Annotated in this window: 20 protein-coding genes; 10 read left to right on the forward strand and 10 right to left on the reverse strand. The window is 63.5% G+C overall.

Annotated elements, in window-relative coordinates:
* Positions 1 to 14 precede the first annotated feature (14 nt).
* Positions 15 to 1,925, reverse strand: a complete 1,911-nt coding sequence (locus tag G4G28_RS02025) for a cold shock domain-containing protein (protein WP_182990663.1) — start codon at positions 1,923 to 1,925, stop codon at positions 15 to 17.
* Positions 1,926 to 2,227: 302 nt separating this feature from the next.
* On the opposite strand from G4G28_RS02025, the gene G4G28_RS02030 reads away from it, so the two are divergent.
* Positions 2,228 to 2,737: a hypothetical protein gene (locus G4G28_RS02030; RefSeq protein WP_182990664.1), complete on the forward strand. Its 510-nt coding sequence runs from the start codon at positions 2,228 to 2,230 to the stop codon at positions 2,735 to 2,737.
* A gap of 69 nt (positions 2,738 to 2,806) precedes the next feature.
* Positions 2,807 to 3,190 (forward strand): hypothetical protein, encoded by a 384-nt coding sequence (locus tag G4G28_RS02035; RefSeq protein ID WP_182990665.1) that lies wholly within the window; start codon positions 2,807 to 2,809, stop codon positions 3,188 to 3,190.
* A gap of 160 nt (positions 3,191 to 3,350) precedes the next feature.
* Here G4G28_RS02035 and G4G28_RS02040 read toward each other — a convergent pair whose 3' ends face one another.
* From G4G28_RS02040 to G4G28_RS02050, 3 genes are all read right to left on the reverse strand, one after another.
* Complete coding sequence (locus G4G28_RS02040) at positions 3,351 to 5,510, reverse strand: S46 family peptidase (RefSeq protein ID WP_182990666.1); 2,160 nt, start codon at positions 5,508 to 5,510, stop codon at positions 3,351 to 3,353.
* A 122-nt stretch (positions 5,511 to 5,632) separates the two neighbouring features.
* Positions 5,633 to 6,910: a phosphatidylserine/phosphatidylglycerophosphate/cardiolipin synthase family protein gene (locus tag G4G28_RS02045; protein ID WP_374011275.1), complete on the reverse strand. Its 1,278-nt coding sequence runs from the start codon at positions 6,908 to 6,910 to the stop codon at positions 5,633 to 5,635.
* 71 nt (positions 6,911 to 6,981) lie between these two features.
* Positions 6,982 to 7,251 (reverse strand): GlsB/YeaQ/YmgE family stress response membrane protein, encoded by a 270-nt coding sequence (locus G4G28_RS02050; protein WP_091876165.1) that lies wholly within the window; start codon positions 7,249 to 7,251, stop codon positions 6,982 to 6,984.
* A 407-nt stretch (positions 7,252 to 7,658) separates the two neighbouring features.
* Between G4G28_RS02050 and G4G28_RS24675 the strand changes: the two genes are divergently transcribed.
* Positions 7,659 to 9,152: a hypothetical protein gene (locus G4G28_RS24675; protein ID WP_229507853.1), complete on the forward strand. Its 1,494-nt coding sequence runs from the start codon at positions 7,659 to 7,661 to the stop codon at positions 9,150 to 9,152.
* 481 nt (positions 9,153 to 9,633) lie between these two features.
* Here G4G28_RS24675 and G4G28_RS02060 read toward each other — a convergent pair whose 3' ends face one another.
* Genes G4G28_RS02060 through G4G28_RS02070 form a run of 3 tightly spaced genes read right to left on the reverse strand, consistent with a single transcriptional unit; the run spans position 9,634 to position 11,360 of the window.
* Positions 9,634 to 10,203 (reverse strand): YceI family protein, encoded by a 570-nt coding sequence (locus tag G4G28_RS02060; RefSeq protein ID WP_182990668.1) that lies wholly within the window; start codon positions 10,201 to 10,203, stop codon positions 9,634 to 9,636.
* Between the two features lie 26 nt (positions 10,204 to 10,229).
* Positions 10,230 to 10,793 (reverse strand): YceI family protein, encoded by a 564-nt coding sequence (locus G4G28_RS02065; protein WP_182990669.1) that lies wholly within the window; start codon positions 10,791 to 10,793, stop codon positions 10,230 to 10,232.
* A gap of 30 nt (positions 10,794 to 10,823) precedes the next feature.
* The gene (locus tag G4G28_RS02070; protein ID WP_182990670.1) at positions 10,824 to 11,360 is read right to left on the reverse strand and encodes a cytochrome b; all 537 of its coding nucleotides are present in this window, start codon (positions 11,358 to 11,360) and stop codon (positions 10,824 to 10,826) included.
* Positions 11,361 to 11,596: 236 nt separating this feature from the next.
* On the opposite strand from G4G28_RS02070, the gene G4G28_RS02075 reads away from it, so the two are divergent.
* Positions 11,597 to 13,525 (forward strand): TonB-dependent siderophore receptor, encoded by a 1,929-nt coding sequence (locus tag G4G28_RS02075; protein ID WP_229425396.1) that lies wholly within the window; start codon positions 11,597 to 11,599, stop codon positions 13,523 to 13,525.
* A gap of 57 nt (positions 13,526 to 13,582) precedes the next feature.
* Here G4G28_RS02075 and purB read toward each other — a convergent pair whose 3' ends face one another.
* Complete coding sequence (purB, locus tag G4G28_RS02080; RefSeq protein ID WP_182990672.1) at positions 13,583 to 14,962, reverse strand: adenylosuccinate lyase; 1,380 nt, start codon at positions 14,960 to 14,962, stop codon at positions 13,583 to 13,585.
* Positions 14,963 to 15,108: 146 nt separating this feature from the next.
* Between purB and G4G28_RS02085 the strand changes: the two genes are divergently transcribed.
* The gene (locus G4G28_RS02085; protein ID WP_182990673.1) at positions 15,109 to 15,726 is read left to right on the forward strand and encodes a glutathione S-transferase N-terminal domain-containing protein; all 618 of its coding nucleotides are present in this window, start codon (positions 15,109 to 15,111) and stop codon (positions 15,724 to 15,726) included.
* Entirely contained in the window at positions 15,723 to 16,670 is a 948-nt protein-coding gene (locus G4G28_RS02090) for a PfkB family carbohydrate kinase (RefSeq protein ID WP_182990674.1), read from the forward strand. Before G4G28_RS02085 ends, G4G28_RS02090 begins: the two co-directional genes overlap by 4 nt.
* Positions 16,671 to 16,947: 277 nt before the next feature.
* Here G4G28_RS02090 and G4G28_RS02095 read toward each other — a convergent pair whose 3' ends face one another.
* Positions 16,948 to 17,523 (reverse strand): TMEM165/GDT1 family protein, encoded by a 576-nt coding sequence (locus G4G28_RS02095; protein WP_182990675.1) that lies wholly within the window; start codon positions 17,521 to 17,523, stop codon positions 16,948 to 16,950.
* Between the two features lie 247 nt (positions 17,524 to 17,770).
* Here G4G28_RS02095 and G4G28_RS28780 point away from each other — a divergent pair, with 247 nt between their 5' ends.
* The 3 genes from G4G28_RS28780 to G4G28_RS02105 all read left to right on the forward strand — a co-directional run bounded on the left by G4G28_RS28780 (position 17,771) and on the right by G4G28_RS02105 (position 21,318).
* Positions 17,771 to 18,592 (forward strand): hypothetical protein, encoded by an 822-nt coding sequence (locus G4G28_RS28780; RefSeq protein ID WP_374039757.1) that lies wholly within the window; start codon positions 17,771 to 17,773, stop codon positions 18,590 to 18,592.
* Complete coding sequence (locus tag G4G28_RS25075; RefSeq protein ID WP_374039789.1) at positions 18,477 to 19,517, forward strand: leukotriene A4 hydrolase C-terminal domain-containing protein; 1,041 nt, start codon at positions 18,477 to 18,479, stop codon at positions 19,515 to 19,517. The genes G4G28_RS28780 and G4G28_RS25075 overlap by 116 nt, the downstream gene beginning before the upstream one ends.
* Positions 19,518 to 19,692: 175 nt before the next feature.
* Complete coding sequence (locus G4G28_RS02105; RefSeq protein ID WP_182990677.1) at positions 19,693 to 21,318, forward strand: serine hydrolase; 1,626 nt, start codon at positions 19,693 to 19,695, stop codon at positions 21,316 to 21,318.
* 220 nt (positions 21,319 to 21,538) lie between these two features.
* Here the strand turns inward: G4G28_RS02105 and G4G28_RS02110 are convergent, their stop codons facing one another.
* Positions 21,539 to 22,336: a class I SAM-dependent methyltransferase gene (locus G4G28_RS02110; RefSeq protein WP_182990678.1), complete on the reverse strand. Its 798-nt coding sequence runs from the start codon at positions 22,334 to 22,336 to the stop codon at positions 21,539 to 21,541.
* A 394-nt stretch (positions 22,337 to 22,730) separates the two neighbouring features.
* Between G4G28_RS02110 and G4G28_RS02115 the strand changes: the two genes are divergently transcribed.
* Positions 22,731 to 24,368 (forward strand): TldD/PmbA family protein, encoded by a 1,638-nt coding sequence (locus G4G28_RS02115; protein WP_182990679.1) that lies wholly within the window; start codon positions 22,731 to 22,733, stop codon positions 24,366 to 24,368.
* The last annotated feature ends 8 nt before the right edge of the window (positions 24,369 to 24,376 follow it).

Consider the following 24,376-nt stretch of genomic DNA (forward strand, 5'->3'; position numbering starts at 1 on the left):
TGCGGCCGCCGGTCTTACACCGCGACCATTACCTGCACGTGCTTCGCGATCGGTCCTTTTGCCGATTGGCCTGGCTCGAACTCGACTTCGCTGGCGGCGCTCGGTAACTCGCCGCGCACATAGTTCGCATTAAAGAAGTATTCCTTGCCCTCGCCGTCGACGATGAAGCCGAATCCCTTGTCCTCGCTGAAGAACTTGACCTTGCCGCGCTCGCGCGCCACATTGCCGGCCAATGGCATGGCGGCGGCCGGGGCAGCGACGGCCGCCTGGGCGCTGCCTGCGGCGCCGCGCACGGCCGCGTCGAGCATGCCGATCGACTGGGCACGGGCCAGGTCGCGCTGCGAGGTCGGCGTGGCCACCGAACTCTGGTCGGCGGCAAAGGCGACCAGGCGTTCGGCCATGCTCTTGGCGACGCCGTCGGCGGTGGCCATGGCGATGATGCTGCGCTGGCCATCCTTGCCGAAGACGACCGACACGATATCCGTCACCCAGACGCGCAGGGTCGCGTCCTCGATGCGGGTGAGCGTGGAGCTCGACTGGGTGTGGCCATGGAACTGGTTACCGATATTGAGCTGCGAAGTCTGGTAGGTGCCCGCCGTCTCGATCCAGTACAGGCGCGACTTGAACTGCATGCGCGACCACAGCAGGTGGCCGATCTTGTGGCTCAGCACCGTCACCAGGCTCAAGGCGACGACGACCAGCAGCACGCGCGTGATCTGCATGCGCTCCATCTGCGCGAACTGGCCCGCGTAGTACCAGGCGACGATGCTGCCGGCGGTGGCGCAGAACGTCCCCCATGCGCCGAGCAGCACGAGCAGGCGCGAGGAGGTCTGGGCAAACGCTTCGCCCCAGCTGCGGAACTGCAGCGTGGTGGTGGGCACCGGCTGGGTTTCCTCGACGATGTAACCCTTGAACGAGCCGCGTTCGCCGCCCGAGACATCCGGCGGCACGTTGGCGTAGGCACGATTCGGAATGGCGCGCTCCCAGGCGCTCTGGAAGTCGCGGCCGATTGCCGTCCACAGCTGCGCGGGCGCGCAGTTCATGGCGATGGTGGTCTGTTCGCAGGAGACGCCGGTGTGGCCGGCGCTGTCCAGGCGCGCCAGCAGGGCGCCGAAGAACAGCAGCGAGGCGACCAGCGAGCCGAGCAACAGCAGGGTCGGCGCGATCCACAGCGGCACGATCGCAAACGCCGGCAGCAGGCGCGGAATCAGCACCGGCGCCATGATCGAAAACACGACCAGGCCGACCAGCTTCCACAGAGAGGTGTTGGCACCGGCCGTCTGGGCACCGGCCTGCGCCTTCGGGTTCCAGCGGTTCGCCTGGGTGAAGGGCGCCAGCAGCGACAGGCCGCACATCGGCAGGTAGAGCCAGGACGCGAGTCCCTCGTATTCGCTGCCCGAGAAGACGAGGTAAGACACGGCCAGCGAGAGCAGCAGCGCGCCCATTGCGATGAGCGAATGAAAGTGCAGTACGGCTGCCGCCTGCACCTGCGGCGGCGAAGTGATCAGGTTCTTGACCAGCGAATACAGCACGCCGTTGAGCGCGCCCTGCGGTTCGGGGAAATCGATCGCGCGGTGGCGCATGGTGTCGAGCAGGTCTTCGGTACCGCGGCCGACGCCGGTACCCGCCACCGGCAGCTCGGCGGCCAGGCCCAGCGGGAATTTACGCCCAAGGAAGAAGCGCGCCTGCGACAGGGCGCGCACCAGCGTCTTCACGGACACGCTCAGGAGGATGGCGGCCAGGACCAGCGCCATGAAGGCCAGCTTGTCCTCGTGCGCACCAAAGTAACGCTTTGCCGTCATCACGACGCCAATGGCGCCGATCATCGTGACCGCGCCAGTGGCGAACATGAAGATGTTTTCGAACTTAAAGGGATTCGGGAAATCGTTGAGGAGGGTGTCGGAACTGTTGAACTCGTAACTCATGGTATGGTCTTCGTGTTGTTGAACAGAAAGATTAGACCTTACCGAAGTTCTTTATTGCAACTAAATTGCTGAAAAATCTGCTGGTGGCTCGACAAGAAGGCCTTGTCGGCGGGTGTTGTCAAGATTTCACAACACTTTCTCATTGGGCATGCAGATGCCTCAAGTCCGCGGCCAACGGTCGGCGGGACGTCCCGCGTGTTTGTGCAACGAGGCTGATCGGCCGCAATCTGGCAAACGCATCGTCGGGAACTCAGCTGGTCACGTTAAAATGGGCTATCGATAAGCTACCGCTGTGCTCAACCATGAAAAAGACAGATGCGTCGATGATAGTGCCATCCGAAACAAGACAATACATCAATCATTTGGGCGGCACATTCTCAGGCCCACGCGAAACCTTGGTTGCCATATTGAATCCACACGTGGCGAACTGGTTAAAAGCGAAAACAGCGCGTACCAAACAGAGACTCGCTGCGCTTAATTTACTGAAATGCTACAACCCGGATTGCGACATTCCTGATGAGCAGATCACATCCTTCGATACAGCGCATCCCGTGGGTAGATCCAGGCCGCAAATTATTCGCGAAGCCATTGATGCATTGAACCCTGTCGAAGCAGGTGATAAAGACATGGGTCTCAAGGATTGCGATATAGCTGCGGTCCTCAGAAAAGCTAGAGAGTTGCATCTGGAAATGCTGATCACTTTTCTCTGCAACGCGTGCAATAGAAATCACCATAATTTATCGATTGACAAGATCCCGTCCAAAATTCTCAGTGAGTGGATTTCCGAAAGTAGCAAGACACCGGGCCGCTAGAAAGATGCGTGGGCGGACGATCCGCCAGGCGAAACCGGATGTTTCCTTCGTCTCCGCCAAGGACCTGCCTTGTCCGATCGATCGGCACGCGACAAGCTAATCGGTGCGGTATCGGCCTGGCACAAACGTCACGCCGATCTGTTGCCGGAAAATGCGCGGGTGCGGCAAGAAATACAGGCCGAGGCCTATGCTCCGACCGCTCCTCCGGGCCTGAAAGCCGAATTCGATGAGATGTTCGACAAACGCATGCCGCAGCAGGTAGAGAGCGACTACAAGAAACTGCTACCGCCAGGGTCATCAAATGGCTGGGCCAGCAAGGCTTTCGTATGTGGTGCGAACGCAGGCATCATCGAACATGGTCAATATGACCTGGAGCGTTTCGATCCGCAGGTAGCGGCCTATTTGCGCAAGCGGATCGCAGCGATGCGAAGCGGCACTGCAACGAACCCTTGAGGCGAAGCTGGCAGCGGAAAGCGGCTTTTCTTTCGCGGGTCAGCTGTCCACCTGCGGCGCCACCGGAAGCGGTTTTTGTCAGGCAGCTTGTAGCAATCTGATCGAATAAAAAAAGCCACGCGCCTCCCGGCAGCGTGGCTTTTCTCTTGAGAGACGACGCTTATTGGGCGTTCATTTCCTTCAGCAGGTTATCCGCCTTGTCGACATGCTTCATGTTCCACAGGATGTAGCGGATGTCGACCTGGATGTCGCGGGTGTTGGCGGCGTTGAAGTCCCAGTCCGAGATGATCGAATCGAGGGTGCCGTCGAAGGCCAGGCCGATCAGCTCGCCGCGCTTGTTCAGCGCTGCCGAACCCGAGTTGCCGCCGGTGATGTCCAGCGTCGCCAGGTAGTTCACGGGAACCGTTTTCAAGGCAGGATCGACGAACTTGCCGAAGTCCTTGGCTTTGATCGCGGCCAGCTGGGCGGCCGGTGCATTGAACTCGCCTTCGCCGGTGTGTTTCGCAACCACGCCCTTGACGGTGGTGAACGCAGTCCAGGAACCGGTGCCGTCGGCGCCGTGGTCGCGGCCGGCGATCTTGCCGAAGGTAACGCGCAGGGTGCCGTTGGCGTCCGGGTAGACAGCTTGGCCCTTGCTGTTCATGTAGGCGATCTTCGCCTTCATGTAGCCCGAGTAGGACTTCTGGATCTTGCCAGCGAGCTCTTCCTCTTTGGCTTCGTCCTTCAGGTCGGCCTCATACATGGCAACGGCGGCCTTGATGAAGCTGTCGTTGCTGGCCTTGAACTCGGCCGGGGTCTTCTTCAGCCAGGCGGTGCGCTCTTCCTTGTTGGCCAGTTTCGAACCGGCGTAGACCTTGTCGATCGCCGCCTTCAGCTCGTCCTGGCTCATGCCGGCGCGGATGCCGAGGGCGCTGTTGAAGGACGTGTCCTGTTCCTTGGCCGGCTGGGCCAGGTACTTGGTGAGGAAGTGCAGCACCAGCGCCTTGTCGACTTTTTCGTCGTAGGTGCGGTCCTGGCCGGTGATGACGGAAGTCAGGCGCGCCATGTCGCGTTCCTGGTAACCCGCTTTACGGGCGGCGTCCGGCTTGGTGCGCTCGTTGGCCAGGCGGTACAGCGAACGTGCCGAGCTCAGGAACTTCGGCTGGGCGTAACCCAGGTAGAAGCCTTCCTTGGCATGGGCATCGCGCTCGGCGATCAGTTTTTCGACGGCGTCGATGTCGCCGGCGAACTGCTTCTTGCGGGCGGCGTCGCCGTTCACCCAGGTCTTGAGCGCATTGTGTTCGGCGCTCTTGCGTGCCAGGAAGTCGCTGTCTCCGTAGGAGGTCAGCATGCCCTTGCGGTTCTTGTAGTAGTTGTTGACGTTGGCGATCTGGCCGGCGTACTTCAGCTTGGCGGCAGGATCGTTCTTCGTCTCGCGCTCGATGATGGCAAGCACGTCGCCCGACGCTTGCACGAAGGCCGGGTAGTTCCACTCGAAGGTGGACGCGACTTCCGACGGCAGGCGGTGGCGGTTGGTGCGGCCTGGATAGCCGACGACCATGATGAAATCGCCTTCTTTCGAGCCTTCGCTGGCGATTTTCAGGTGGTGCTTCGGCACGTAGGGGACGTTATCAAGCGCGTAGTCGGCGGCCTTGCCGTCGCGGCTCACGTAGGCGCGGTAGAAACCGTAGTCGCCGGTGTGGCGCGGCCACATCCAGTTATCGGTGTCGCCGCCGAATTTGCCGACGCCCGACGGCGGTGCGTGCACCAGGCGCACGTCGCGGATTTCCAGCTGTTTCAGGCGATAGAACTCGAGGCCGCCGTAGTAGCTGGCCACGGTGCAGCGGTAGCCGGCTTCCTTCTCGCAGGCGGCGACCATTTCCTTTTGATTCTTTTCGATGGCGTCGATGCGGGCCTTGCCGGTCAGCCTGGCGACTTTCTTGTCGATGATCTGGTCGGTGACGTTGGCCACTTCCTCGGTGACGAACACGCGGCTGCCTGGGGCGGCCGGCAGTTCCTCGCCCAGGGTCTTGGCCAGGAAGCCATTCGCCAGCAGGTCGCGCTCGGGCGTCGAGTTGACGGCGACGCTATTGTAGACGCAGTGGTGGTTGGTGACGACCAGGCCTTGCGGCGAGACGAACGAGGCCGAGCAACCGCCCAGGCTGACGACGGCGCCCATCGGGAATTCGGTCAGTTTGGTGAGCGTGGCCGGGTCGAGTTCGAGGCCGGCGGCTTTCAGTTGCTGGGCTACTTGTGGCAGCTGCTGCGGCATCCACATGCCTTCGTCCGCTTGTGCGGCGAAGCTGGTGAGGATGGCGAGCGAGAGGAGGGTCTTTTTCATTCGCGTTCGGTCAGAAGATTATCGGAGTGTTCGGGAAAAGCACCCGAGAGTATCCGTAATCCGCTGTTGGCTCGTCAACCGTTATTATTTCCCGCCGCCTGCGCCAGGGGATAAAGCTGTCTTTACAACTGCGAGCCAAACAGCGAGAAGATCTCGCTTCCCAGTTTTTCGATCCACGACCGGTCGCGCCACTGTTCCAGCGTGATCGGGCGCGCCCGGCGCCAGTCCTCCTCGAAAATTGCCACTTGCGCTCGTGCGAAATCGGGATCAAGGATGTTCAGGTTGGCTTCGTCGTTGATACTGAACGAGCGGTTGTCGAAATTGGTGGAACCGACCGAGACCATCAGCGAGTCGACGACCAGGCTTTTCACGTGGTACATCGTCGGCTGGTATTCGGCGATCTGGATACCTGCTTCGAGCAGCGGGCCCCAGCGTTCGCGTGAGGCCTGGCGTACCGCTTCGGCGTCGATCTTGGTACCGGGTGTAATGATGCGGATGCGCACGCCCCGTTTGGCCGCCGCGGTCAGGGCGCGGATGGCCAGGTCGTCCGGCACGAAATACGAGGCCGACAAATCGATCGACTTGCGTGCAGCGGTGATGGCCAATAAATACATCAGGTGCATGCTGTCGCTACCGCCGGTGGGCGAGCTGGAAAACATCTGCGCCGGCATGGAGCCATGCGCTTCCAGTGGCGGAAAATACGCGGGGCCGTCGAGCACGACCCCGGTGGCCTTGGTCCAGTTATCGGTAAACACGGCCTGGATCTGGCCTACTACCGGCCCCTGGATGCGGAAATGGGTGTCGCGCCAGTGGTCGGCGTCCTGCGCATTCCCGCGCCATTGGTCGGCAATGCCGACGCCGCCGGTGAAGCCGATGCGGCCATCGATGACCAGCAGTTTTCGGTGGGTACGGTTATTCAGGCGTGCCAGCTTCCACCAGACGGGCTTGTGATAGCGCTGCACTTGCACCCCTGCATCGCGCATGCGCTGGATGGCCGCGTCATCCATTTTCATGCTGCCGACGAAATCCAGCATCAAATGAACCTTGACGCCGGCACGTGCGCGTTCGGCAAGCGCTTCGGAAAATGCATGGCCGATCGACTCGGACCAGTAGATATAGGTCTCGAACGTGATCGTCTGTTTCGCCCCCCGGATTGCTTCCAGCATGGCCGGGAAGATCTGGTCTCCGTTGAGCAGGGTGTCGATCTGGTTGCCTTCGATAATCGGCGGACCCAGCAGTACGCCCATGGAGCGGCGGAACTGCGGGTCGGCGACATCGTACTGGTGTTTCAGCTGGGTCTCGATCTGCTTCTCGCTCGGCATGAAATTGAGTGCGAGAAAACCCGCGATGAGCGTGAGCAGGCAGGTGACGATCGAGATGGTGACGGGCTTGGCGCGCATGACACTTCCAGGCAAAAAAAAACCAACGCGTGGAAGCGTTGGTTATGAGGGCTTACCACTTATTGCTTTGATTAACGCACCCGGCCGCGACGCAGCAGGTTGACGATAGCCAGCAGAATGACAGCACCCAGGAACGAGACCAGCAGCGAGGAAACGCTGAAGTCGTCTGAATTGATGGTACCGGAACCAAACAGTGGCGACAGCAGCCAGCCGCCCAGGAATGCACCGATGATACCAACGACGACGTTCAGAATCATGCCTTGTTCTGCGTCGGTTTTCATGACCATGCTGGCGAGCCAGCCCAGGATACCACCCACAACGATCCAGATAATGAAGAGCATTTTGATTCCTCCTTTAGTGAAAAAAACCTACCGGGGACCAATTGATTGCCTTGGCCATGTGAAAAAGTCTACGGACCTACAGCACAGCGGGTCGGTGCGGCAACGAACGTTAGACGACGAATCTGCATGTCGCGTTCAATGCGTGTTTTTTAGCGCACATTGCATGCATTTGATTGCCATTTGGAATGTCCTGGAGTGGGTGCGTCAGCGTACAGAAGAGCATGGATGAGGGGCATATTGTTCGACCACTGGCAACCCCAAGGACGCCTAGCCAAGCCCTCGGCGGCGCGTTGCAGGGTCGCGCCGTATGGCGCACCGTCGTTGCCGATGCGCCTTGTCGAGGATTTTGTTAGGCGCCCTATGTTGCAGGACCTGATCGCACCACGAACCTTTGAAAGGGATACGTCATGAGCTACAACTCGAACAACCAGAATTCGCGCATGGTTACCGGTCTGTTCCCGGACCGCGCCAGCGCCGAACGTGCATACGGCACCGTGTCGGACCGTGGATACTCCAAGGACGACGTCAACCTGATGATGTCGGACTCGACCCGCAAGACCCATTTTGGCGATACCGATACTGAACTGGGCAGCAAGGCTGCCGAAGGCGCGGGCATCGGCGCCGGCATCGGCGGCACCATCGGCGCCGTCCTGGCCGGTATCGCCGCCGTCGGCACCACCCTGGTGCTGCCTGGATTCGGCCTGGTCGTGGCAGGTCCTCTGGCAGCGGCGCTGGCCGGTGCCGGCGCAGGCGGCATCACCGGTGACCTGATCGGCGCACTGATCGGTGCCGGCATCCCTGAAGAGCGCGCTGCGCACTATGAAGAAGGCATCAAGAGCGGCGGCATCGTGATGGGCGTGCATGCCCGTTCGGACGAAGACGCTGCCCACTTCGAGCGTTCGTTCAACGAACACGGCGCTTCGCACGTGATCGGTACCGGTGTCGGCGCCGTCGGCGGTGCGCTCGCTGGTGCCGCGATCGGCTCGGCAGCCGGTCCGGTCGGTACCGTTGCCGGTGCCGCCATCGGTGGTATCACCGGCGGCATGGCTGGCAAGGGCGCCGGCGAAGTCATCAATCAAAAAGGCGGTGACGACCTCTCGCAGCATCACCTGGCCAAGGGCGTTGGCGCCGGTGCCGGTGCCGCCGCCGGTGCGGCTGCCGGTACCGTTGCCGGTCCGATCGGCATGGCAGCCGGCGCGATTGTCGGTGGCCTGGCGGGCGGTGCTGCCGGCCGCGGCGCGGGCGAAGTCGTCAATCCGAAAGGCGATGACCGCCTGGACGAACACAACCTGGCGCAAGGCGTCGGCGGCGCCGGTGGCGCAATGGCCGGTGCCTCGGTCGGCGCAGTCGGCGGCCCGGTGGGCATGGCCGCTGGTGCCGTCATCGGCGGCCTGGCTGGCGGTGCAGCCGGCAAGGGCACGGGCGAAGTCGTCAACTCGAAGCCGGGCGACGAACTGCACGACCATAACCTGGCCAAGGGCGTCGGTGCCGGTGGCGGTGCTGCCGCTGGTGCCTCGATCGGCGCCGTTGGCGGTCCGATCGGCGCGGTCGTTGGCGCGGGCATCGGTGCCGCGGTCGGCGGCATGGCCGGCAGGGGCGTGGGCGGCATGGTCAACCCTGCCCAGGAAGACGCACACTGGCGCGACAACTACCAGACCCAGTCGCACTACACCCCGGGCTACACCTACGACGACTACCAGCCGGCCTATGCGCTGGGCTACAACGGCAAGAGCCGCTATCCAGGCAGCTACGACCAGAACGAGATGCACCTGGCCGACGAGTGGAACACCACGAAAGGCAAATCGCGCCTGTCGTGGGACCAGGCCAAGGTGGCCAGCCGCGCTGCCTGGGACAAGGTCGAGCGCGCCATTCCAGGCGACTCGGACCGTGACGGCCGTTAATTCGACCGATTGAGTTTCTCGATGTAAAAAGCCCCGCTGCCGGAAGGTAGCGGGGCTTTTTGTTTGGGGTTCGCAATCGCCAGTCCGCGGCAGATACTGTAGGGTGGGCTCTTGAGCCCACGCGGACGATGCATGTCGCTGACAGCGCAGGCAACAGCCCCAGTAAGGCATGCAAACGCTTGTGGGGCTGTTGCCTGTACCGCTAGCAGCACGCAACATCCGCGTGGGCATGAATGCCCACCCTACGGACTGGTGCTGGAACCGCAGTTGGGTTTCCTACCGCCAGTCCGCGGCCTCGACCGTAGGGTGGGCTCTTGAGCCCACGCGGACGATGCATGTCGCTGACAGCGCAGGTAACAGTCCCAGCAAGGCATGCAAACGCTTGTGGGGGTGTTGCCTGTACCGCTAGCAGCACGCAGGATCCGCGTGGGCATGAATGCCCACCCTACCGTGTCCGCCGCTGACTACGGCCACAAAAACCTTATTGCTTGATGGCCTCGACCTGGATCGCCAGTTTGACTTCCGGCGAGAAGCGCGGCAGGCCGACGTTGACACCGTAGTCGCTGCGCTGGAAGGTGGCCGAAGCGTCGGCGCCGCAGACTTCGCGCTTGAGCATCGGGTGGTCGATGCACTTGAACTTGTTGATGGTGAGGGTCAGCGGCTTGGTCACGCCGTGCAGGGTGAAGTCGCCGTCGACGGCCACCGGCGTGTCGCCGTTGAAGCGGATCTTGTTGCCCTTGAAGGTGGCGGTCGGGTACTTGGCGACGTCGAAGATGTCCGGCTTGCGGGCATGTTCGTTCATTTTTTCGTGGCCGAAATCGACGCTGTTCATGTCGACCGTGATGTCGACGCTGCCCGTTTTCGCGGCACGGTCGATCACGATGCTGCCGTCGGTCTTGGTGAACTTGCCACGCCAGACCGAAATGCCCATGTGGTCGGCTTCGAAGCTCGGGTAGGTGTGGCCCGGCTCGATCTTGTAGGTATCGGCCGCGGCGCAGGCCATGCCGGCGCTGGTGGCGAGGGTGGCGGCGATCAGGAGCTTGAATTTCATCGTGGTGGTATCCCTTGTTGGTGTGATTATTGGCCCGCAGCGATGCGGAACTTGATGACAACTTCGTCGGCGACCATGCTCGTGTCTTTCCACTCGCCCTCACCGATGTTGAAAGCCAGCCGACGGATCGGTAACTGTCCCTCGAACACTTGTTTGCCTGCTTCGGTCTTCACCGTCAGCGGAAAATTCACGTCGGAAGTTTTCCCCTTGAGCGTCAGCTTGCCGGCCACGTTCAGCTTGCCCGGACCGGCTGACTTGATCGCGGTCGAGACAAAGCTCGCTTTCGGGAACTGCGCCGTATTGAACCACTCTTTCTTGGCAACCTCGCGATTGTATTCGGCGTCGCCCAGGTCCATGCTGGCCGTCAGGATCTCGACGACCGCTTTCGATGCTTCCGGGCGCGCCGCATCGTAGTCGATGTTGGCGGTGAAGGACTTGAATTTCGCTTCGACCGGCACGTTCATCTGCTTGAATACGGCGGCGACGCTGCTCCTGGCCGGGTCGGTCTTGAGTGCGGCGGCGGTGGCGAATGCGCCGGCGAGGGCGCTGGCGAACAGCGAAGCGGCTACGAGGGCACGCAGGGGTTTCATCGCAACTCCTTGATGTGGAACGACTGGATATTAGTGGGCACGGCCGGGCAGCATGCGCTGCATGACCCCGTCGCGGTCCACCAGCAGGTGCTTGAACGCGGCCAGCACGTGCAGGACGACCAGGCCGGCGAGCAGCATGTTGAGCCAGTAGTGCAGGGCGCCGAGCACCGGTTTCAGGGCCGGATCGGCATCGATCAGGGCCGGCAGCGGAAACAGGCCGAAATATACCACCGGCACGCCGGCAGACAAGCTGTAGAAATAACCCGACAGCGGCACCGCGAACATCAACAGGTATAGCAGGCCGTGCAGCGCGCCGGCCGCCTTGCGCTGCCAGGCAATCATCGGGTCGGGATAGGCCGGCGGCGTCCTGCGCAGGCGCCACAACAGGCGCAGCGCGGCCAGCGCCAGTACCGTCACCCCGGCCCACTTGTGCCAGGAAAAATAGCGCAGCTTGGTGGGCGTCAGCCCCGGAATGTCCGTCATCACCAGGCCGAGCGTGAAGGTGGCGACGATCAGGACGGCAATCAGCCAGTGCAGGGCAATGGCAATGGGAGAGTAGCGCTGCATGCTTGATCAGGTGGGGTTTGGTTCTGGTTAGAACCAAACTATAGCAAAAAGCACCAGCCGATGTTCACCTGCCGGTTATTTCTTTTTCTACAGCAGCACCGGTTGTTAAACGTGCACAGCCGCCTGGGCCGCGCAGGTAAAATCGCGATATAGCGCGTCCATCGAACGCAGGGGCTGCCCGCACAGTGTTGAGGAACTGTATGCACAATTGTTACCCGAGTCTGCCGCGGCCACGCATGCTGGCCTTGCTGCTTGCCTGCGTCTTTGCCGGCGCCGCCCAGGCCGAGGAGCCGCAGCCCGCCGCGCCGCAGGGCGCTGACTTTGCGGACCTGTCGATCGAGGAACTCGCCAACATCCAGGTGACCTCGGTGTCGAAGAAGCCGGAGCGCCTGCTCGATGCGCCTGCCTCGGTGTTCGTCATCACCGCCGACGACATCCGCCGTTCCGGCGCCGCCACCTTGCCGGAGGTGTTACGCCTGGCTCCCAATTTGCAGGTAGCGCAGGTCAATGGCGCGGGCTATGCGATCACGGCACGCGGCCTGAATGGCGGCGGCAATAGCGCTCCGAACAAGCTGCTGGTGCTGATCGACGGGCGTTCGATCTATACCCCGCTGTTTTCCGGCGTGTTCTGGGACGTGCAGGATCTGATGCTGGAAGACGTCGAACGCATCGAGGTGATCAGCGGCCCCGGCGGTACGCTGTGGGGTGTGAATGCGGTCAACGGCGTCATCAACATCACGACCCGCGCGGCGCGCGACACGCAGGGCAGCCTGGCGGTGCTGCGCGGTGCCAGCGACGGCGCGGACATCGCGTTCCGCCAGGGCGGACGCCGTGGCGAGGATAGCTGGCGTGTGTACGGCAAGGTGCAGGGGCGCGCGCATACGGAACTGGCGAGCGGTGCAGCCGTCGACGACGCCTGGCAGTCGGGGCAGCTGGGCTTTCGTGCCGACTGGGAGCGCGGTGCCGACCGGTTCAGCCTGAACGGCAACGCCAACCGCGGTGCCTTTGACCAGCCGGCGCCGGGTACCATCGCCGTTGGCGGCACCAATCCCGTGCTCGGCACGGTGGACACGCGCGGCCTGAACCTGACGGGCCGCTGGGAGCATGCGCTGCAAGGCGGTGGCGGTCTCAACCTGCAGCTGTATTACGACTATACCCGGCGCGAAGTGCCGCCGACCTTTACCGAATCGCTCGACATTGTCGATCTGCAGTTCCAGCACACGCTGGCGCCTGTTGGCGCCCACAGCATTGCCTGGGGTGCGAATTATCGCTACAGCTGGGATCGCGTGCAGGGCAGCGACTATATCGCCTTCCTGCCCGAACGGCTGAACCAGACCTGGCTGAGCCTGTTCGCACAGGACGAGATCACGCTCACGCCGACACTGCGCGCGACGCTAGGGGCGCGCGTCGAACGCAACGACTACACGGGGACCGAATTCCTGCCAAGCGCGCGCCTGTCATGGAGCGCGGCACCTGGCCATGCATTCTGGGCGGCGGCCTCGCGTGCCGTGCGCGCGCCCTCGCGTCTCGACGCCGATGCCTACATCCCCGGCCGCCCGCCCTATATCCTGGAAGGCGGCACGCGCGTGCGCTCCGAGGTGGCGAAGGTGTTCGAGCTGGGCTATCGCGGCCAGCCCTTGCCGCGCCTGTCGTACTCGGCAACCGTGTTCTATAACGATTACGATCACTTGCGCACCCAGGAGCTGGCGCCGAGCCGAACCATGGTCGATTTCGCCAACCTGATGAAGGGGCATGCGCTCGGTATCGAAATGTGGGGCAACTTCCAGGCAAGCTCGTCCTGGCGCCTCACGGGCGGCTGGATGGCCATGCGCGAACGCATGCAGCTCAAGCCCGGCAGCAACGATGCCGCCGGCCTGCTCCGTACCGGTTTCGACCCGTCGCACAGCCTGCAGTTGCGTTCCACCTACAGCATCGACGCAACGCGTGAAGTCGAGCTCGGCCTGCGCAGGGTAGGCGCACTCGATATCGGACCGGTGCCGTCCTATACCGCACTGGACGCGCGTTTCGGCTGGCGCCTGCGGCCCGATCTCGAGCTCTCGATCGCCGGAAGGAACCTGAATGGCACCCACGCCGAATACGGCGGCGTCACCACGCGCTCGGAAGCGCCGCGCACGGTGGCGGTCAAGCTGGTGTGGCAGCGGTGACGGGTAAAAAAAGCCCACGCCATTGCGGCGTGGGCTGTCAGCCAGCGAAACGCGACATCAAATCGCTTTGGCCAGCTCCGCCGCCAGGCCGATGTAGTTCGCCGGCGTCATCTGCAGCAGCAGGTCCTTGGCGTCCTGGGGAATGGCCAGCGTCCTGACGAATTCCTGCAGGGCGTCGCGGGTAATGCCCTTGCCGCGGGTCAGTTCTTTCAGCTGCTCGTACGGGTTTTCGATGCCGTAGCGACGCATCACGGTCTGCACCGGCTCGGCCAGCACTTCCCAGTTCGCGTCCAGGTCCGCTTCGAGGCGGGCGGCGTTCACTTCCAGCTTGTTCAGGCCGCGCAGGCAGCTGTCGTAGGCCAGCAGGGCGTAGCCGAAGCCGACGCCAATGTTGCGCAATACGGTCGAATCGGTCAGGTCGCGCTGCATGCGCGAGACCGGCAGCTTGTCGGCCATGTGGCGCAGCACGGCATTGGCCAGGCCCAGGTTGCCTTCGGAATTCTCGAAGTCGATCGGGTTGACTTTATGCGGCATGGTCGACGAGCCGATTTCGCCGGCGCGCAGTTTCTGCTTGAAGTAGCCCAGCGAGACATAGGTCCAGATGTCGCGGTTCAGGTCGAGCAGGATGGTGTTGGCGCGCGCGATGGCGTCGAACATCTCGGCCATGTAGTCGTGCGGCTCGATCTGGATGGTGTACGGATTGAAGGTCAAGCCCAGGCGCGATTCGATCACGTCTTTCGAGAACGCCGGCCAGTCGAAGCCCGGGTAGGCCGACAGGTGGGCGTTGTAGTTGCCGACCGCGCCATTCATCTTGCCCAGGATCTCGACGTCGGCGATGCGTTTGACGGCGCGTTGCAGGCGCGCGACGACGTTGGCGAATTCCTTGCCCAGCGTGGTCGGGCTGGCGGTCTGGCCGTGGGTGCGCGAGAGCATTGGCAGCGCCGCATTCGTGTGCGCGATCTCGGTCAGCCTGGCGATGATGTTCTGCAGGGCCGGCAGCATTACGCCGTCGCGCGCCGCCTTCAGCATCATGCCGTGGCTGGTATTGTTGATGTCTTCCGAGGTGCAGCCGAAGTGGATGAATTCCGATGCCGCCACCAGCTCCGGCACGTCCTTCACCTGTTCCTTCAGCCAGTACTCGACCGCCTTGACGTCGTGGTTGGTGACGGCCTCGATTTCCTTGATGCGGGCGGCGTCGCTTTCGCTGAAATCGGCCGCCAGTTTGTCGAGGTAAGCACTCGCTTCGCTGGAAAAGGGCTTGATCTCGGCAAAGCCCGCCAGCGCCAGCGCCTGCAGCCACGCGATTTCGACCTTCACGCGGTGGTGCATGAAGCCGGCTTCGGACAGGATCGGGCGCAGCTTGTCGGTCTTGGCGGCATAGCGGCCGTCGAGCGGCGACAGGGCCGACAGGGAAGAAAGTGGGGCGGTAGCGGTCATGGCGGGCGGTCCGTGCAAAAACGCGGATTTTACCACTTGCGGGCTTGTCAAGCCTTGTTGTGGACACAGCAAAACCGGCTCGCATGGCCGGATTCGGGCACTCGGCCGATGTTATACTCTTATTGAATTCCTCTTTCCGAGCATCTATGAAACTCATCGGTTCGAACACCAGTCCCTATGTGCGCAAGGTCCGCGTCGTCATGGCGGAAAAGAAGCTCGACTACTCGTTCGAGCTCGACAACGTGTGGAGCGCCGAAACCCAGGTGCACCTGTCGAACCCGCTGGGCAAGGTGCCTTGCCTGGTGATGGAAGACGGCAGCACCATCTACGACTCGCGCGTCATCGCCGAATACCTCGATACCCTCACGCCTGTGTGCAAGCTGCTGCCCGCCACGAACGGGCGCGACCGCGCCGACGTGAAGGTGTGGGAAGCGCTGGCCGACGGCGTCCTCGATGCCGCCGTGCTGGTGCGCCTGGAAAAAACGCTGCGCCCGCAAGAGCAGCAAAGCTCGCAATGGATCGCCCGCCAGCTGGGCAAGGTGCACGCCGGCCTGCAAGTCATGTCCGACAAGCTCGGCGAGCAGCCTTTCTGCATGGGCAAGGCCTACACGCTGGCCGACGTCGCGGTCGGCTGCGCACTCGGCTGGCTGAGCTTCCGCTTCCCGGAAATCGGCTGGCGCGCCGACTATCCCAACCTGGCCCGCCTGGCTGACAAGCTGAACGAACGCGCCTCCTTCAAGGACACCGTGCCCTTCGAGGCATGAACCCTGCCGGCAATGCGGTAGGCGCGGTCGCAACGGTCGTCTATGGCGAAGCCCTGGTCGACGACTTCGCCACCGAGCAGGTCGTCGGCGGCGCGCCTTTCAATGTGGCGCGCCACCTGGCCGCCTTCATGGCGCCCAGCCTGATGATCACGCGCGTCGGCAACGACCGCAACGGCGACATCATCCGCGCCGAATTCGAGCGCTTTGCCATGTCGCAGGCCGGCCTTCAGGTGGATGCGATCGAAGAAACCGGCCGCGTGCTGGTCGAGCGCACCCCGAAAGGCCACCGCTTCGTCATCGTGCCGCACCAGGCCTACGATGTCATCGAACCCGAGGCGGCGCTGGCGGCCATGGCGGGCCTCAGCCCGGACACGATCTATTTCGGCACGCTCGCCCAGCGCGGCGAGCGCTCGCGCAGCGCGCTCAGGACGGTGCTGGCGGCCAGCGCTGCCACCCGCTTCCTTGACCTGAACCTGCGCGACGGCCAGGTCGAGCGCCGCGTCGTGCTCGATTCGCTGCATGCGGCCGACATCGCCAAGCTCAACGAGGAAGAATTGCAGACGCTGCTCGAGTGGACTTTCCAGTACGGGCCAGGCGACCCTCCGCTGGCACCGGGCGACACGCGCTCGGCCTGCGCCGCACTGGTAAAAATGTTCGGCCTGCAGGCGATGGTCGTCACGCTCGGCCACCGCGGCTCGGTCTATTTCGGCGCCGACGGCAGCACGGTCGACACCCGCGACACCCCGGCGCCGCCCTATGTCATCGACACGGTGGGCGCAGGCGACGCCTTTTCCGCCATTTTCCTGCTGGGCCGCCTGCGCGGCTGGCCGCTCGAACGCACGCTGGCACGCGCCAACGCCTTTGCCGGCGCCATCTGCGCCATCCCCGGCGCCGTCCCGCGCGACCTGGGCTTCTACGACGGCTGGGTAGCGCGCTGGCGGTAAAACGGTGATCGGAGTAACGTAGCGTGGACGGGTTTCCCGTCCACGCGTTCAATCCCCGTATGCATCAATGCGAGGTTTCGCGGGCCGGTTGAGCATCTGAAGGCGTGAAGGGCGCGCGTCGTTCGGCGTTGTAGGGTGGGCGCCCCGTGCCCACGCAGTGCGGACGTCGGGACTCCAATGGCATGGACGCTTTTCTTCGATGACAGGTCAGCGATCCATGTCGTCTGTACGGCATTTTGTGCTTTCACGGCGTGGGCCCGGGGCGCCCACCCTACGTTCAGAACCCGAAGCTCTCGCCCATCCCCAGCAGCGTCGCAATTCCCAGCCCCGCGAAAATCAGCGCCGCGATCCCGTGCACCAGCGTCAGCGGAATCCGGTTGGCGATGCGCTCGCCGAAATACACGGCCGGCACGTTCGCCAGCATCATGCCGAAGGTGGTGCCGGCGACGACCCAGGCCATCTCGGTGTAGCGCGCCGCCAGGGCCACGGTGGCCACCTGCGTCTTGTCTCCCATCTCGGCGATGAAGAACGCGAGCACGGTCGTGGTGAACACGCCGAATTTCGCCAGCGAAGCTTCGGTCTCGTCGATTTCGTCGGGAATCATGGTCCACACCGCCATGCCGAGGAAGGACAGGCCCAGCACCCAGCGCATCACCTGGGGCCCGAGCAGCTCGCTGACGAGGGCGCCGACGGCGGCGGCAAAGGCGTGGTTCAGGAGCGTCGCGACAAAGATGCCGCAGACGATGGGCAGCGGCCGGCGAAAGCGGGCGGCGAGCAAAAAGGCGAGGAGCTGCGTCTTGTCGCCGATTTCGGCGAGGGCGACGATGCCGGTTGCGACCAGAAAGGCATCCATAGTACTGCTGGCAAAGGGCGGATCATAACAGACTCGCCTACGCGAACCGCCCAGGCACGCGGCCGGGACTCGCTTTCGCCCGGCCGCGGGAAGTGCTATTCTGCTCGCGCCCTTCCGGCCCAGCCATTCACAGCGACGATCCAATGCACACCCGACCCCTCCTGCGCCCAGCCTGTGCGCCATCCTCGGCGCAGCCGGCGGCAGCGCCTTCGCCGGCGACCCCCTGAGCTATGCCAATATCGACCAGGTGCGCACGCGCGCCCTCCACCTCGACCTGAAAGCCGACTTCACGAAGAAGACCCTGTCCGGACACGCCGAGCTGACGCTCGACTGGCTCGACAAGACCGCGCGCCGGCTCGACCTCGACACGCGCGAACTGACGATCGCGAAGATCGAAGCCCAGGACGCGCGCGGGCGCTGGGCGCCGGTGAAGTATGCGCTCGACGCCTTCGACTCCGAAAAAGGCCAGGCCCTGCACATCGACCTCGCCACCCAGGCGCCGAAGGTGCGTATTTACTACCGCACCGCGCCCACCGCCAGCGCCCTGCAGTGGCTGACCCCGGCGCAAACCCTGTCGGGCAAGCGCCCCTTCATGTTCAGCCAGTCGGAAACGATCAACGCGCGCTCCTGGGTGCCGGTGCAGGACACGCCCTCGATGCGCTTCACCTACACGGCGCGCATCCAGGCCCCGACCGGCCTGCGCGTCGTGATGAGCGCCGATAACGACCCGAAGGCTACCGGCAAAGGCGGCTGGAAGTTCAACATGCCGCAGCCGATTCCCTCCTACCTGGATCGGCATCGGCGAGCTGGAGGCGCGCACCCTGGGCGGGCGCACCGGCGTCTACGCCGAGCCGGGCCGCATCGGCGCCGCAGCCTACGAATTCGCCGACACCGAGAAGATGGTCGCCGCCGCCGAATCGCTGTACGGTCCGTATCGCTGGGGGCGCTACGACATGCTGGTGTTGCCGCCTTCGTTCCCGATCGGCGGCATGGAAAACCCGCGCCTGACCTTCCTCACCCCGACCATGATCGCGGGCGACCGCAGCCTGGTCGACCTGATTGCCCATGAACTGGCGCACAGCTGGTCGGGCAACCTGGTGACCAACGCTTCGTGGAAGCACTGGTGGCTCAACGAAGGATTTACCACCTATGTGACGACGCGCATCCTGGAAGTGCTGTACGGCGAGGAAGTGGCGACCATGAACCTGCAGCTCGAGCAGGAAGAGGCGATCGAATCGCTGAAGGACATCCCGCAAGCGAAGCAGGCGCTGCTCACGCGCGACCCCGATACGGGGTCAAGCACCTACACCGATGAAGGCCTGGCTTACCCGAAAGGCGCCTGGCTGCTGCGCACCCTCGAGGGGCGCGCCGGCCGCGCCGTGTTCGACCCTTTCCTGCGTGGCTGGTTCGACAGGCATGCCTTCCAGAGCGTGACGACCGAGCAGTTCGTGGCCTACCTGCGCAGCAATCTGCTGGCGCAGCACCCCGAGGTGATGAGCGAAGCGGAACTGGGCGAGTGGCTGCACGGCGCCGGCATTCCGGCGGGCGCGCAGCACGCGAAGTCGCAGCGCCTGGTGGCGCTGGATGCGACCACCACCGCCTGGCTGAAGGGCGAGCTGACGACCGCGCAGCTCGACACGAAAGCCTGGACGGCGCTGGAGTGGATGAAGTTCCTGAACGATATCGACAAGGAGGCGGACAAGGCGCGCCTGCAGCAGCTCGACGCGGCTTTCGGCCTGGCGAAAAGCAGCAACGACGAAGTGGCCTTCCGCTTCCACCGCGCCGCCATCCACGCCGGCTACCGCGAAGTGCGTCCGCAGCTGCAAGCCTTCCTGATGCGCGTCGGCCGCCAGAAGTTCGTGGTGCCGCTGTACACGGCGCTGCGCGCGAACCTTGACGACCGCGCCTGGGCCGAGAACCTCTACAAATCTGCGCGCGAGCGCTATCACCCCGAAACGCAAACCAGCGTCGACAAGCTCATAAGGCAGCGTTGACAAACCTACTGCGCGTCGGATCTTTGGCCTGCGATGCTCGCTGTACGCTTGTACAGCTGCGCTTCTCGGCCAAACCTCCTTCCGCTCGCTACGGTTTCTCAACGCTGCGATGCGCTAACAAGATTCAAACGAAGGTCGAACCGACCGAAAGCAAAGGAAATCAAGAGTGCAACACATGAAACGCATTGCAGCCGCGATCCTGATCGCGTTTTCCAGCGCCGGCGCCAACGCTTGGGCCGAGACACCGGCGGCCCCCGCGGCCGAACCGGCCGTCGCATCGAGCTTCGACCTCGAGCAGGACGTCACCCGCGTGATGAAAGCCTTCGACGTGCCGGGCATCGCGATCGCCATCGTCAAGGACGGGCAGGTCGTGGCCGCGCAGGGCTTCGGCGTGCGCAAGCTCGGCGAGCCGGCCAGGGTCGACGGCCAGACCCTGTTCGAGATCGCCTCGAACTCGAAGGCCTTCACGGCAGCGGCCCTGGCGATGCTGGTCGACGAAGGCAAGCTGAAGTGGGACGACCCGGTCGTGAAACACCTGCCGGACTTCCAGATGTACGACGCCTACGTGACGCGCGAGATGACGGTGCGCGACCTGCTGACCCACCGCAGTGGCCTCGGACTCGGTGCCGGCGACCTGCTGTGGTGGCCGACCACGACCTTCACCACCGACGAGATCATCGAGCGCCTCCGCTACATCAAGCCGGCCACGAGTTTCCGCAGCAGCTATGCCTACGACAATCTGCTGTACATCGTGGCGGGCAAGATCATCGCCCAGAAGTCGGGACAATCCTGGGGCGATACCGTGCGCGAGCGCATCCTCAACCCCATCGGCATGACCGGTACCACTACCAGCCTGGCGGAAAACGCTGGCAAGCCAAATGCGTCGAACGCGCACAGCAAGATCAACGACAAAATCGCCGCCGTCAAATCGATGCCGGTGGCGAATGCGGTCGGCGCGGTGGGCATCAACACGAATGCCGAGGACATCGCGCGCTGGATGAAGGTGTTGCTCGATGGCGGCGTGGTGGAAGGCAAGCAGGGCGCGGACGGCAAACCGCTCCGCTTGTGGAGCGAAGCGCAGTCGCGCGAGATGTGGACGGCGCAGACGCCGATGAAGATCAACACGCCGAAGCCGCCGCTGGCTGCGACCAAGCCGAATTTCTATGCCTACGGCCTGGGCTTCCAGCTGCGCGACTACCGTGGCCAGCTGGTGGCCATGCACGGCGGCGCGCTGCAGGGCTTCTATTCGCGCGTGCTGCTGGTGCCGGAATCGAAGCTGGGCATCGCGATCCTCACCAATGCGGAGAGCGGCGGTTCGCTGAGCGCGCTGCAGTATCGCCTGCTCGACCAGTACATGAGCGGATCGACGCCGACCGACTGGATCAAGCTGGTCGCGGATATCGAAGACGAGATGCATGCCAAGGAGCTGGCACGCCTGAAGGGAGAGTCGAAGACCCGTGCGGCGGCATCGAAACCGTCGCTTCCGCTGGCGTCCTACGAAGGCCAGTACCAGGATCCGTGGTACGGCACCGCCACCGTCAAGCGCAATGGCAGCAAGCTGACGATGTCGTTCTCGCGCACGCCGGACCTGACCGGCGAGATGGAGCACTACCAGCACGACACCTTCATCGTGCGCTGGAAGGAGCGTAACTTCAACGCCGACTCGTATGCCACCTTCTCGCTCGACCACGACGGCAGTATCGCGAGCATGAAGATGAAGGCGGTGTCGACCGAGACCGACTTCAGCTACGACTTCCATGATCTGCTGTTCACGCCGGTGAAGGCGAAAGAGAAGCAATAACGAAAACGGGGCCGCTGGCCCCGATTATTGCGAACGCCCTTGATGTAGGGTGGGCGCCCCGTGCCCACGCTGTAGGGTACGCAAAGCGATCGATATTGCCACGGCGCCGGTACAAGGTGACGATGTACCGCGTGGGCACAGGGCGCCCACCCTACGATTCCAACGTTGGCGGTGACCGGAGGCCGTAGGGTGGGCGCCCCGTGCCCACGCGGACCGGCGATTATCGTTTCACGAACTTCAAAGTCATGCGGTCGCTCTCGCCAATGGCAACGTACTTCTCGCGATCCTTGTCCTTGTTCGCCAGCACCGGCGGCAGCGTCCACACGCCTTTTTCGTGATCCGCCTTGTCCTTCGGATTGGCGTTGACTTCCGACTTGGCCGCCAGCTTGAAGCCCGCGCTTTCCGCCATCTTGATCACATAGGCCTCATGCACGTAGCCGCTCGAGGCCTTGTCGTCCTGCTTCATCGAAGCTGGCAGGCGGTGGTCGACCACGCCCAGCACGCCGCCTGGTTTGAGCACCTTGTAGATTTCCTTGAAGGTTTTGGCAACCGCCTCGTCGCCGTTTCCCACCCAGTTGTGCAGGTTGCGGAAGGTGAGGACCATGTCGGCGCTATTGGCCGGGGCGATCTCGTAACGGGTCGGCGGCTCGAACACGGCAGGGACGGCCTTGTCGAACAGCGCCGGGTTGGAGTCGAGCTTCTTCCTGAACGCCGCGCCATAGCGCTTGCCCGGTTCGATCGCCTCGCCCGCGCCGATGTACTTGCCCTTCTCGCGCAGGTAGGGCGCCAGGATCTCGGTGTACCAGCCGCCAGACGGCACCAGCTCGACCACCGTCATGTTCGGCTTGATGCCGAAGAAGGTGAGGGTCTCGTAGGGGTGGCGGTATCCGTCGCGCTTGGCGTTGTCGGCGCGGTGCTCGCCGGCGATGACGGCTTTCAGGGCGTCGTCGGCGTGGGCGACGCCGGTGGCACCGGCGGCGCTCACGGCCAGCAGCGTGGCCAGGATCAGTCGTTTCATGGGGTCTCCGTTGGTTGTCTGGCGCCGACCCGGATGGCCGCCGCCGTTGCGCCTGATGATCGAACAAGCAACTTTGCACGTCAAGCGAAGAAGTGCATGGCCTGTCCGTCCCTTGTCCGCGCGGACAGGCGGACACCCCGCGGACACCCTTGTGCATACCGCCTCCCGCACGTCCTCCAGCGCTGTCACTGCCATGCCACAAGGGGCGTATGTACACATTGCGCTGGTACAAAGATTGCCTATTCAAATACTTGAGTTGCTGCTAATGTTGAGCGGTTTGCCGCGCGCATGGGTCTGGCGGCGACCACGCGTCCTACATATACATATGCGGCACTGCCGGTGTGCGCGCCGCCCCAAGGCAGGTCGAATCAGCAGCTTGAATTCAGGAGACAACATGGAACGTCGTACCTTTCTCAACATCGGCACCGTGGCGTTCGGGTCGATGCTCATCCCGGTGGCCGGACGTGCGATCGCGGCCGAAGAACTGCTGAGCCCGATGGCCGTCGCCGCCAAGAAGGCGCTGGCCGACACCGCGCTCAACGCCGCCACCAAGGCCGGCGCTTCCTACTGCGACGTGCGCATCGGCCGCTACCTGAACCAGTTCGTCACCACGCGCGACCTGAACGTCGAAAACGTCGTCAATACCGAATCGGCCGGCGTCGGCGTGCGCGTGATCTGCAACGGCGCCTATGGCTTTGCCGCCACTTCCGACATGACGCCGGACGGCATCGCCAACGCGGCGCGCCAGGCAGTCGCGATCGCGAAGGCCAACGCCAGGCTGCAGAGCGAACCGATCCAGCTGGCGCCGGTGAAGGGCGTGGGCGAGGTGAGCTGGGCGACGCCGATCAAGAAGGACTGGCGCAGCGTGCCGATCAAGGAAAAGGCCGAACTCCTGATCGCCGCCAACAAGGCCGGCATGGACGGCGGCGCCAACTTCATGCAGTCGATGCTGTTCCAGGTGAACCAGCAGAAGTACTTCGCTTCCACCGACGGTTCCTACATCGACCAGGACCTGCACCGCCTGTGGGCGCCGATCACCGCCACCGCGGTCGACAAGACCAGCGGCAAATTCCGCTCGCGCAGCGGCCTGGCCGCACCGGTCGGCATGGGCTACGAATACCTCGACGCCCGCCCGGAGCACAAGATCAAGGCTGCCGGCGGCGTCGCCACGCTCTACACCAAGTCCTACGACATCGTCGAGGATGCGCGCGCGGCCGGCCGCGACGCCAAGCGCAAGCTGACCGCGAAATCGGTCACCCCGGGCAAGTACGACCTGATGCTCTCGCCGGAGCACCTGTACCTGACGATCCACGAATCGGTCGGCCACCCGACGGAACTGGACCGCGTGCTGGGCTTTGAGGCCAACTACGCCGGCACCAGCTTCGCCACGCTGGACAAATGGCAGTCGAAGAAATTCAAGTACGGCTCGCCGATCGTGAACATCGTCGCCGACAAGACCACGCCGGGTTCCCTGGGCGCGGTCGGCTACGACGACGAAGGCGTCAAGACCAAAGAGTGGAACATCATCAAGGACGGCATCCTGGTGAACTACCAGGCGACGCGCGACCAGGCCCACATCATCGGCGAGAAGGAGTCGCACGGCTGTTCGTATGCGGACTCGTGGAGCAACGTGCAGTTCCAGCGCATGCCGAACGTCTCGCTCGCCGCCGGCAAGAAGAAGCTCACCCCGGACGAGATGGTCAAGGACATCAAGAAGGGCATCTACATCGTCGGCGAAGGCTCGTTCTCGATCGACCAGCAGCGCTACAATTTCCAGTTCGGCGGCACCCTGTTCTACGAGATCAAGGACGGCAAGATCGGCGACATGCTGGAAGACGTGGCCTACCAGGCCAATACCCAGGAATTCTGGAATGCCTGCAGCGCCATCTGCGACGAGCGCGACTGGCGCATGGGCGGTTCCTTCTTCGACGGCAAAGGCCAGCCGCCGCAGATCAGCATTGTCTCGCACGGCTCCTCGACCTCGCGCTTCAACGGCATCAACGTGATCAATACCGCTCGCAAGATCGGTTAAGGCAGGGA

The organism is Massilia sp. Dwa41.01b, assembly GCF_014171775.1.
GTDB lineage: Bacteria > Pseudomonadota > Gammaproteobacteria > Burkholderiales > Burkholderiaceae_D > Telluria.